Origin of the sequence: Brevundimonas sp. UBA7838 (assembly GCF_002500885.1) — a bacterium.
Classification (GTDB): Bacteria; Pseudomonadota; Alphaproteobacteria; order Caulobacterales; family Caulobacteraceae; genus Brevundimonas; species Brevundimonas vesicularis_C.
The window spans coordinates 1-9894 of the sequence record NZ_DLTK01000140.1 but is presented as its reverse complement, the minus strand read 5'-3'; the positions used below and the strand labels follow the sequence as shown (position 1 = coordinate 9894).

The 9894-nt window shown below is 67.7% G+C and carries 9 protein-coding genes; 3 read left to right on the top strand and 6 right to left on the bottom strand.

Annotated elements, in window-relative coordinates; translation table 11 throughout:
* A partial coding sequence (locus tag B3T77_RS15080) for a DNA translocase FtsK 4TM domain-containing protein (protein WP_292080638.1) occupies positions 1 to 405 on the bottom strand: 405 nt, incomplete at its 3' end.
* A gap of 140 nt (positions 406 to 545) precedes the next feature.
* Here B3T77_RS15080 and B3T77_RS15075 point away from each other — a divergent pair.
* Positions 546 to 1802: a UbiH/UbiF/VisC/COQ6 family ubiquinone biosynthesis hydroxylase gene (locus B3T77_RS15075; protein WP_292080635.1), complete on the top strand. Its 1257-nt coding sequence runs from the start codon at positions 546 to 548 to the stop codon at positions 1800 to 1802.
* On the opposite strand, the gene B3T77_RS15070 is transcribed toward B3T77_RS15075, so the two are convergent.
* The 5 genes from B3T77_RS15070 to dapF all read right to left on the bottom strand — a co-directional run bounded on the left by B3T77_RS15070 (position 1799) and on the right by dapF (position 7260).
* Complete coding sequence (locus B3T77_RS15070) at positions 1799 to 2614, bottom strand: SirB1 family protein (protein ID WP_039246771.1); 816 nt, start codon at positions 2612 to 2614, stop codon at positions 1799 to 1801. The two genes, B3T77_RS15075 and B3T77_RS15070, sit on opposite strands and share 4 nt — an antisense overlap.
* Positions 2615 to 2626: 12 nt before the next feature.
* Entirely contained in the window at positions 2627 to 3028 is a 402-nt protein-coding gene (locus B3T77_RS15065) for a YraN family protein (protein ID WP_292080642.1), read from the bottom strand.
* Between the two features lie 5 nt (positions 3029 to 3033).
* Positions 3034 to 3906 (bottom strand): 16S rRNA (cytidine(1402)-2'-O)-methyltransferase, encoded by an 873-nt coding sequence (gene rsmI / locus B3T77_RS15060; RefSeq protein WP_292080630.1) that lies wholly within the window; start codon positions 3904 to 3906, stop codon positions 3034 to 3036.
* Complete coding sequence (locus tag B3T77_RS15055; RefSeq protein ID WP_292080628.1) at positions 3903 to 6233, bottom strand: NADP-dependent malic enzyme; 2331 nt, start codon at positions 6231 to 6233, stop codon at positions 3903 to 3905. Before B3T77_RS15055 ends, rsmI begins: the two co-directional genes overlap by 4 nt.
* Positions 6234 to 6429: 196 nt before the next feature.
* On the bottom strand, positions 6430 to 7260 hold the full coding sequence (gene dapF, locus B3T77_RS15050; protein ID WP_292080639.1) for a diaminopimelate epimerase: 831 nt from the start codon (positions 7258 to 7260) through the stop codon (positions 6430 to 6432).
* 40 nt (positions 7261 to 7300) lie between these two features.
* On the opposite strand from dapF, the gene B3T77_RS15045 reads away from it, so the two are divergent.
* Together B3T77_RS15045 and B3T77_RS15040 are read left to right on the top strand one after the other, a co-directional pair.
* Entirely contained in the window at positions 7301 to 8095 is a 795-nt protein-coding gene (locus tag B3T77_RS15045) for a potassium channel family protein (RefSeq protein ID WP_292080626.1), read from the top strand.
* Between the two features lie 100 nt (positions 8096 to 8195).
* On the top strand, positions 8196 to 9894 hold a 1699-nt coding region (locus B3T77_RS15040; protein ID WP_292080624.1), incomplete at its 3' end, for a prolyl oligopeptidase family serine peptidase.

Here is a 9894-nt window from a genome sequence, read left to right as displayed (position 1 = left end):
GGGCGCGGCCAGGGCGGCGAGCGCGCTGGACAGCAGCAGCGTCCCGCCGGTCGCGGCCAGGGCTTTCAACGGCGTGGGCTTGAGCCTTTGCTGGATCGCATCACCGACCGCGCGCGCCAGGCCGAAGGCGACCAGCAGCAGGGCGGCGGGCCAGGCCGCAAGGCCCAGCGATTGCATGAACAGGTCGGCGAACAGGGCCCCGTTCGTCCCAAGCCAGTTGGTCGTCGGCAGGCTGGAAGCGGCATTCAGACTGGCGTCCGCCGGATTCCACGACACCAGGGCGACCAGCAGCAGGGTCGCCAGCAGGGCCTGCAAGACCCCCCTGAACCGCACCACGAAGGGTGCGTCCCACAGGATGCGGGCGCTGATCCAGGCCTGACGGCCGATTACGAGGGCGGTGGACATGAAGGGTCGAACCTTCCGGCGGCTGACGTTCGGTAGCCGTTGTCGCACTCACAGGGTTAAGGGGCTGTTTACCAGCTTGGCCTTGGCGATGGACAAACCGTCCTCTGGACCTTTGGCCGCGACGGCGCGACAAGCCTTCCATGGCTGATACCGAACGCTACGACATCGTCATCGCCGGCGCGGGGCTGACCGGGGCGGCCTTCGCCCTGGCGGCGGCGCAAGCGCAGTTGAAGGTCGTGATGATCGATCCGCAGCCTTTCAGCGACCAGTTGGCGCCGACCTTCGACGGACGGTCGACGGCCGTCGCCTTTTCGACCTTCCGCATGCTGGACGCGCTGGGCCTGGGCGAAAGCCTTCGTCCCCACGCCTGTCGGATGGACCATATTCTGGTGACCGACGGGCGTCGGCCGGGCGCGGCCAGCCGATCGGCCTCGCCCGCCTTCCTGCGCTTCGACGCCGATGAGATCGGCGGCCGCACCGGCGGCGAGCCGCTGGGCTATATGGTCGAGAACCGCCGCATCCGCGCGGCTCTGGCCGAGGCGGTGACGCGCGCGGGGATCGCGGTGCGAGCCCCGGCCTCTGTCGCCAGCGTCGAGACAGATGCGGGCAAGGCGACCGTGACCCTGGCCGATGGATCGACCCTGATCGCGCCCCTGGTCGTCGGCGCAGAGGGGCGAGGCTCGGCCGTGCGCCGCGCGGCAGGGATCGAGACCGTCGGCTGGGGCTATGGCCAGAGCGGCGTGGTGGCCACGGTGCGGCTGGGTCGCGACCACGGCAATGTCGCGCACGAATATTTCCTGCCCAGCGGCCCCTTCGCCATCCTGCCCCTGACCGATCAGCGCGCCAGCCTGGTCTGGACCGAGACGGAGCGACGGGGCGAGGCGCTGCGCGACGCCTCGGACGACGCCTTCCACGCCCATCTGATGCGACGGTTCGGAGAGTTTCTGGATGGGGTGACGATCGAGGGCCCGCGCTTCGTCTATCCGCTGTCGCTCAGCCTGGCGGAGAAACTGGTCGCGCCGCGCATCGCCTTGATCGGTGACGCCGCGCACGGCGTGCATCCGGTCGCCGGTCAGGGTCTGAACATGGGGCTGAAGGACGCGGCGGCTCTGGCCGAGGTCCTGGCCGAGGCCGCGCGCCTGGGCGAGGACATGGGGTCGGAAACCGTTCTGGAGCGCTATGCGCGGTGGCGCCGGTTCGACAATGCGGCCCTGGCGGCAGGTTTCGACGCCTTCGTACGCCTGTTCTCGAACGACATCGCGCCGGTGCGTCTGGCGCGCGATTTGGGCATGGCGGCGGTCAACCGCATCGGCCCTCTGCGCCGCGCCTTCATGCAGGAGGCGGGCGGCGCGACAGGCGACTTGCCCCGGCTGTTGCGCGGCGAGGCTGTCGTCTAGTTCAACTGCATCCGCACGCGTTCGAAGGTCGTGAACCGCCGCGCCTCCTCGACGCCGTCCAGACCCTGAGCGCGCGCCAAGGCTTGCAGCGAGCCGGCAAGCGCGCCCTGTTTCTCGCGCGCCGAGGCCACGTCGAGCCAGGGTCGGTGGTCCTCGGGATCCAGCAGGGCGCGACGCAGGGCCGACCGCTCGGCGCCCTCATAATCCCGACCGCGAATGGCGCGGCTGAACAGCACGTTCTGCAGCCGGATCAGCGACTGACGATCCGTCACCGGCGCCATCAGAAGATCCAGCCGATCCGCGACGTGCGGCATCAGACCGGCGCGAAGCGCGCGTCGCGTCAGTTCGCTGGGCAGGATCAGCCGCCCCTGGCTGAACGGATCCAGGGCGACGGGACCTTCCGGCGTCTCGACGCGAACCATGAAATGGCCGGGAAAATCGACGCCGGCCGCCGTGATGCCGGCCGCGCGCGCCGCGTGCAGATAGAAGACCGCCAGCACGGCGGACAGGCCGCGCCGCCGCTCGGCGACTGCGATGATGTCGGTGTTGTCGGGATGGTCGTAATGGATCAGGTCGCCGTTCAGCCGCAGGTCGGCGCACAGGGTTTCGGCCAGGGCCTCGTCGGGACCTTCGCCGCCGATCCGCTCCTTCAGCCGCTCGCAGGCGTTGCGGGCCAGGGCGCGCACAGGCTCGGGATCACGCAACGGATGGTCATGGATGGCGCAGGCGATCGCCGCCTCCAGCAGGGGGAAGGCGTCGTCTTCGGCCTGACCGGCGGCGGTCAGGACGGCCTCGGCCTCCTCGCGCGTCATGCGATCCCCTCGTCAGCGCCTCTCGACGCCGCGAAGATGACGTGGAACGCGCCAAGGAGCCAGCGCCACCATATCAATTCTCAAATCCAGACGTTGCAGACCCGGCCGATTGCGTCGGATTGCCTCGCCCGCTGCGACCAGTCGATCGTATTGGACCGGCTTCAGCGCCAGGAGGGCCGCCTCCATCGTCGCGCGGCGCTTGACCTCGACCACCGCCAGCACCCGACCGCGACAGACCAGCAGATCGATCTCGCCGGCCCGGCTCTTCAGACGGAACCCGAGAACGCGATAGCCGCGCAGGATCAGCCAGAAGGCTGCGATCCATTCGGCGGCATGACCGGACTTGAATGCCGCCCCGCCCTTCGCCTGACGCCACGCCGCCTTGGGGCGACGGACCGGCGCGGGACGAGACAGGCGCTTCACTTGCCCTTCAGCTCCAGCGCCCGGCGATACAGGGTCTTTCGGTTCAGCCCCAGGGCCTTCGCCACCTCGGAGGCAGCGTCGCCGGTGGACAGGGTCCGGAGCGCGTCGATCAGGGCGGCGTCCGCGTCGGCTTCGGTTGCCTGGACCGCTTCGCCGGGGCCGACCACCACGACGATCTCGCCCTTGGGACTGTCCAGGCGCGGATCGACGGCCAATTCGTCCAGCGGCCCGCGCACGCACTCTTCATAGAGTTTGGTCAGCTCGCGGGCGACGGCGGCCGGGCGCGGACCCAGCACGGCGGCCATATCGGTCAAACTGTCCTTCAGGCGCGGCCCGCTTTCGAAGAAGACCAGCGTCTGGCGCTGGCTCTTCAAGCCTTCCAGCGCGGCGGTGCGGCCGGCCGTCTTGGGCGGCAGGAAGCCGGCGAACAGCACCCGGTCGGCCGGCAGGCCAGCGATGCACAGGGCGGCCAACAGACTTGAGGCGCCGGGGATCGGATGGACGGGCAGTCCTTCGGCGATCACCGCGCGGGCGACGACGAAGCCGGGGTCGCTGACCAGAGGCGTGCCGGCGTCTGACACCAAGGCCACCACCTGTCCCTCACGCAACCGTTCGATCGCCTGTTCGGCGGCGCGGCCGGACGCATGATCGTCGCAGCGTTCCAGCCTGGCCTTCAGCCCATAGGCGCTCAGCAGTTTGGCGGTGACGCGGGTGTCCTCGGCCAGCACCAGGTCGGCGGCGGCCAGCACGTCCAGCGCCCTCAGCGTCATGTCGCGCAGGTTGCCGATCGGGGTGGCGACCAGATAGAGGCCCGGCTCCACCCGCCGGGGCGGCGGCGCGGCGGGGGGAAAGGGCGAGGGTTCGCTCAACGCTCGACCACGGCCGCGGGGGGACGCGGCGCCGAGGTCAGGCCCGAGCCCTGGAAGGCGGGACCGGCGTCATAGGCGGCGAAGGTAGCGGCGGTGATGATCTCGCTGACCGAGGCGCCCAAGCTGACGATCTGCACCGGCTTCTCCAGACCGACCAGCAACGGTCCGATCACGGTCGCGCCGCCCAGGGCCTGAACCAGCTTGGTCGAGATGGCGGCCGAATGAATGGCGGGCATGACCAGGACGTTGGCCGGCTTGGTCAGGCGGTTGAAGGCGTAGGCCGAATGCCCCTTGGGATCCAGCGCGACTTCCGGCGGCATTTCGCCTTCGTATTCAAAATCGACGCCCTTCTTGTCCAGGATGCGGATCGCCTCGCGCACCTTCTCGGCGCGGTCGCCGGGCGGGTTGCCGAAGGTGGAATAGGACAGGAAGGCCACGCGCGGATTGCGACCCAGCTTCCTTACCGTATCGGCCGCCTTGACGGCGATGTCGGCCAACTCCTCGGCGTTGGGCAGTTCATGAATGGTGGTGTCGGCGACGAACAGGGTGCGGCCCTTGGCCAGCAGGATCGACAGGCCGATCAGGGTGTCGTCCACGTCCAGCACGCGCTGGACCTCCTTCAGCGCCATGTTGAAGTTGCGGGTCACGCCCGCGACCATGGCGTCGGCCCGGCCCTTGGCGACCAGGGTGGCGGCGAAATAGTTGCGGTCCTGGTTGATCATCCGCTGGACGTCGCGGCGCAGATAGCCCCGGCGCTGCAGCTTTTCGTACAGCCAGTCGGTGTCCTCGACATTGTGGCCGGAGACGCGGGCGTTGGTGATCTCGATGCCCAGTTCGTCGAAGTTCAGACCGGCCTCGGCGGCGTTCTGACGGATCAGATCCTCGCGGCCGACCAGGATCGGCGTGCCCAGGTCGGCCTGTTTGAAGCCCCAGGCGGCGCGGATGACGGCGGGTTCTTCGCCCTCGGCGAACACGACGCGCTTGTTCGGCCCGCCGCGCACGGCCGAGCTGATCTTCTGCATCAGGGCGGCGGACGGATCGACGCGCGAACGCAGCGCGTGGCGATAGGCGTCCATGTCCTCGATCTGGACGCGGGCCACGCCGGTGTCCATCGCCGCCTGGGCGATGAAGGGCGGTATGTACCAGATCAGGCGCGGATCGAAGGGCGTCGGGATGATGTAGTCCGGGCCGAACTTCAGCTTGCGTCCGCGATAGGCGGCGGCGACCTCGTCCGGCACGTCTTCGCGCGCCAGGGCGGCCAGGGCCTGGGCGCAGGCGATCTTCATCTCGTGGTTCACGCGCCGTGCGCGCACATCCAGCGCGCCTCGGAACAGATAGGGGAAGGCCAGGACGTTGTTGACCTGGTTCACATAGTCCGAGCGGCCCGTGGCGATGATGGCGTCCGAACGCACCGACTTGACGTCCTCGGGCGTGATCTCGGGGTCGGGGTTGGCCATGGCGAAGATGATCGGATTGGGCGCCATCGACGCGACCATCTCCTTGGTGATCGCGCCCTTGGCGGACAGGCCCAGCACCACATCGGCGCCGACCATGGCCTCGGCCAGGGTGCGCAGGGGCGTGTCGGTGGCGTGGGCGGCCTTCCACTGATCCATGCCGTGGTCGCGCCCCTTGTAGACGACGCCGTCGCGGTCGCAGATCACGGTGTTCTCGGCCTTGACGCCCGCGGCCTTCATCAGGGCGATCGAGGACAGGCCCGCCGCCCCGGCGCCGGCCAGCACGACCTTGATCTCGTCCAGCTTCTTGCCGGCGATATGAACAGCGTTGATCAGGCCGGCGGTCGAGATGATGGCGGTGCCGTGCTGGTCGTCATGGAAGACGGGGATGTCCAGCAGATCCTGAAGCTCGCTTTCGATGACGAAGCATTCGGGGGACTTGATGTCCTCCAGATTGATGCCGCCCCAGGTGTCGCCGATGTTCTTGACGACGGTGATGAACTCGTCCGGATCGGTGGTCTTCACCTCGACGTCGAAGCTGTCGACGTCGGCGAACCGTTTGAACAGGACGGACTTGCCCTCCATGACCGGCTTAGAGGCCATGTGACCCAGGTTGCCCAGGCCCAGGATCGCGGTGCCGTTCGAGATGACGGCGACCAGATTGCCCTTTGAGGTGTAGTCGTAGGCCTTGTCCGCATCGGCGGCGATGGCCAGGACCGGCACGGCCACGCCCGGCGAATAGGCCAGCGACAGGTCGCGCTGGGTCGCCATCGGCTTGGTCGGCGCCATGGAAATCTTGCCCGGCGTCGGGATGCGGTGGAAGTCCAGCGCTTCGTCGTCGGAGAAGGTTTGCTTTTCGGTCTGATCGGGCATGATTTGGGCGTTTCCGGGCACGTCGATTTTATCGTCTCGCTATGTTCCTAATGCTCCGGGCGTGGCGGGACAACCGCGCACGCCGCGTGCCGCCGTCTCTGGACGCCAAGGGCGTCGGACGCATCACCGACGCCGACGCTGTGCGGAAAAGGTGATGGCGGCGTCGGCTCTCGTGCGGATTTCCGCAATCGCCGTCTCAGATCGCCAGCACGCCCGTCCGCTCGATCTCCACCGGCCCGGTCATCAGGACGTGATCGGTTTCCGCATCCCAGTCGATGACCAGTTCGCCGCCATCGACGACGACCGTCGCCTTGCGTTCGGTCAGGCCGCGCCGCGCGGTGGCGACCAGGGCGGCGCAGGCGCCCGTGCCGCAGGCCTTAGTCAGGCCGGCCCCCCGCTCCCAAACCCGCAGGCGGATGTGGTCCCGATCCAGAACGTTTGCGAAGCCGACATTGACCCCTTGCGGGAACAGCGGGTGATGCTCGATCAGCGAGCCGGATCCGATGACGAAGCCGTCGTCCTGGCGGTCGGTGAAGAAGACCACATGAGGATTGCCCATGGAGACGGCGCCGGGCGTATGCAGGAGCGGCGCGTCGATCGGCCCGACCTGAAGCTCGATCCCTCGGGTATCCATCTCCTCGGCCAGCGGCACCTGGTCCCAAGTCAGGCGAGGCTTGCCCATGTCTACGGTCACGCGGTGGTCGCCGGCGCGGGTGGCGGTGGTCGGGCCGCCCGCCGTGTCGATGACGACGCGGTCCGATCCGTCCGCCTGCATCAACAGCCAGCCGACGCAGCGCAAGGCGTTGCCGCAGGCCTCCACCATCGATCCATCAGCGTTCCAGACCCGCATGAAGGCGTCGGCCGTGTCTGACGGTTCAATGGCGATCAACTGATCGAAGCCCTCGCCAGTCTGGCGGTCGCCCAGCGCACGAATCTGGTCCTCGCTGGGAGCGAACGGCTGTTCCAGCGCATTGACGACGACGAAGTCATTGCCGGCGCCGTTCATCTTGACGAAAGGACGGGTCATGCAGGCCATATAGGCCCAACCCAGCGTCGCGGAAACCAGCGTGTCCCAGACCGAAACCGATCCCAAGGACAACGGCCTGCGACTGCGCGCCCGGCTGCGGTACCTGTATCATGGCAGCCAACCGGCGGCGGTGAAGTTCCGGTTGACCGTCATCGTGATCGACCTGGCGATCATCGGCTTTTTCCTGGCGGCGCCCATCCTGAAGAACATGGGCTGGGCCTTCTATGCGCTGGACTATTTCATCGCCGCCATTCTGGCTCTGGATCTGGCCGCGCGGGCCTATGCCTATGCGAACATCAAGGATTGGCTGAAGCGGCCGATCGTCTGGGTCGACCTGTTCGTGCTGGCGACCCTGCTGTTTCCGGCCTGGCTGTTCAATCTCGGCTTCCTGCGGATGTTGCGGCTGTGGACCCTGCTGAACTCGGACTTCTTCTGGCGCACCGTGGGGGCGCGGTTCGACGATACGCGGGTTGAAGGGATCGCCCGCGCCCTGGCCAATCTGATTACCTTCGTCTTCGTGGCGACCGGCTTCGTCTATGCGACCTTCAGGGGGCATGACGGCATCGCCGGCTATGTGGATGCGCTGTATTTCACAGTGGCCACTCTGACGACGACCGGATTTGGCGACGTCACCCTGCCGGGGCCGTGGGGGCGGTTGTTGTCCATCGCGGTCATGCTGGTCGGCATCACCCTGTTCCTGCGCCTGGCGCAGGCCCTGATCCGACCGCACAAGGTGCATTTTCCGTGCGACCGCTGCGGCCTGCAGAACCACGACCCCGACGCCGTCCACTGCAAGGCGTGCGGCAACCTGCTTTGCATTCCCGACGAGGGATGAGGCGGCGCGTCCCGCCGGTGTGACAAAACGGTAAGGTCGCACGGCTTGCCGCACGGGAAGGCGTCGTTAAGGTGCCGGCTTCGTTTTCGGGGACCTGTCCATGATCCGTGCTTCCGCCGTCGCGCTTGCGACGCTTCTCGCCTCCACCAGCCTGACCTCGGTATCCATGGCCCAGACCCCAGCCTCCTCACCCGCCCCCGCATCTGGCGGATTCGCGACCAGCGACGCGACGGACCCCTATCTGTGGCTCGAAGAGGTCGAGGGCGAGCGGGCGATGGAGTGGGTCAAGGCCCACAACGAACGCATCTTCGCCGTCCTGCAGGGCGATCCCCGCTATGAAACCCTGCACCAGCAGGCGCTGGAGATCGTCCAGGCCCAGGACCGCATCCCCTCGCCCGGCTTCACCCACGACGGCCATATCGACAACTTCTGGCAGGACGCCCAACATGTGCGCGGACTATGGCGCCGCACGACGCTGGACAGCTATCGCACCGCCACGCCCGAGTGGCGGACCATCCTCGACATCGACGCCCTGGCGGCGGCCGAGGGCCAGAACTGGGTCTACAAGGGCTCGACCTGCCTTCAGCCTGAAGAGCGCTACTGCCTGATCAGCCTGTCGAACGGCGGCAAGGACGCCGTGACCCTGCGCGAGTTCGACACGGTCGAGCGCAAGTTCGTCGACGGCGGCATCACCCTGCCGGAATCCAAGGGCGGCGCATCCTGGATCGACAAGGACACCCTGCTGATCTCGCGCGACTTTGGTCCCGGCACCCTGACCAACTCGGGCTATCCGATGGTGGTCAAGCGGATGAAGCGCGGCCAGACGCCCGATCAGGCCGAGACCCTGTTCACCGGCCAGCCAACCGACGTGTCGGTGTCCGGCTATACGCTGCGCGACGCCGACGGGGTGGTGAAGGCGACGTTGATCAACCGTTCGGTGGACTTCTATTCGTCCGAGACCTGGCGGCTGGGTGACGACGGCGCCCTGACTCAGCTTCAGCTGCCGGCCAAGTCCGACATCACCGGCCTGGTCCAGGGTCAGCTTCTGGTGTCGCTGAAACAGGACTGGACCGCGCCGTCGGGTCAGGATTTCAAGACCGGCGACCTGATCGCCTGGCCGCTGGAGGCCTGGCTGGCCGACCAAGCGGCCCCGGCTCAGCTGGTCCTGCGCCCGACCGAGCGTCAGGCCATCGAGGGTGTCAACGTCACGCGCAACCGGCTGGTCGTCGCCCTGTACGACAATGTGCGCGGCTCGGTGCGGGTCTACACCCCCGGTCAGGGCGAATGGGCGCACACGACGCTGGACCTGCCCCAGAACGTCTCGGTCGGCGTCGGCTCCGCCTCGGAGAAGGACGACAAGGTCTTCGTCAGCGTCACCGGCTATCTGAACCCGTCCAGCCTGTGGCTGGCCGATGCGGCGACCGGCGCGGTCGATCAGGTCAAGTCGATGCCGGCCAAGTTCGACGCCGCCGGCATGACGGTCGATCAGCACGAGGCCCGTTCGGCCGACGGGACCATGATCCCCTATTTCGTGGTGCATAAGGCGGACATGCCGCTGGATGGCTCCAACCCCACGCTGCTGTACGGCTACGGCGGGTTTGAAAGCTCGCTGCTGCCCGGCTATTCGGCGACGGTCGGCAAGCTGTGGCTGGAGCGGGGCGGCGTTTACGTCATCGCCAATACGCGCGGCGGCGGCGAGTTCGGACCGCGCTGGCACGAGGCGGCCCTGCAACAGAACCGCCAGCGCGCGCACGAGGACTTCCAGGCCGTGGCCTTGGACCTGATCGCCCGCGACATCA

Bases quoted from the DNA above. Each gene is read 5' to 3' on its own strand.
- B3T77_RS15075 (WP_292080635.1), top strand. From the start codon at position 546: ATGGCTGATACCGAACGCTACGACATCGTCATCGCCGGCGCGGGGCTG.
- B3T77_RS15070 (WP_039246771.1), bottom strand. From the start codon at position 2,614: ATGACGCGCGAGGAGGCCGAGGCCGTCCTGACCGCCGCCGGTCAGGCC.
- B3T77_RS15055 (WP_292080628.1), bottom strand. From the start codon at position 6,233: ATGCCCGATCAGACCGAAAAGCAAACCTTCTCCGACGACGAAGCGCTG.
- dapF (WP_292080639.1), bottom strand. From the start codon at position 7,260: ATGACCCGTCCTTTCGTCAAGATGAACGGCGCCGGCAATGACTTCGTC.